Raw genomic sequence first — 332 nt, forward strand, 5'->3', positions numbered from 1 at the left:
GAGGCCGCCCAGGCCGCCGCCCGTGCCACGCCCGGGAAGCCCAGGGTGCTGCTGGTGCCGCGTATCGACGGCACGTACCCGGGCACCGGAGTGCTCGGCACAGTGGAACAGGTCGGCCGGCTGGCCGACGGTGATCCGGGTGCCCTGATCCGTGGGCGCGGGCGGGTGCGGATCGGGGCCGGGACGACCGGGCCGGGGGCCGCACTGTGGGTGGAAGGGACCCGGATCGACGAGAGCGTGCCCGAGCCGGTGCCGGGGCAGGTCGCCGAGCTGGTGAAGGAGTACAAGGCGCTCGCCACCGCATGGCTGCGCAAGCGCGGCGCCTGGCAGGT

1 pseudogene is annotated in these 332 nt (G+C 75.6%); it reads left to right on the plus strand.

The annotated features are described in order from the left end of the window. A pseudogene (locus ACLZOT_RS51010) lies at positions 1-332 on the plus strand (endopeptidase La); the annotation flags it as partial.

The sequence above is a fragment of the Streptomyces sp. 4F14 genome (genome assembly GCF_048159485.1).
GTDB lineage: Bacteria > Actinomycetota > Actinomycetes > Streptomycetales > Streptomycetaceae > Streptomyces.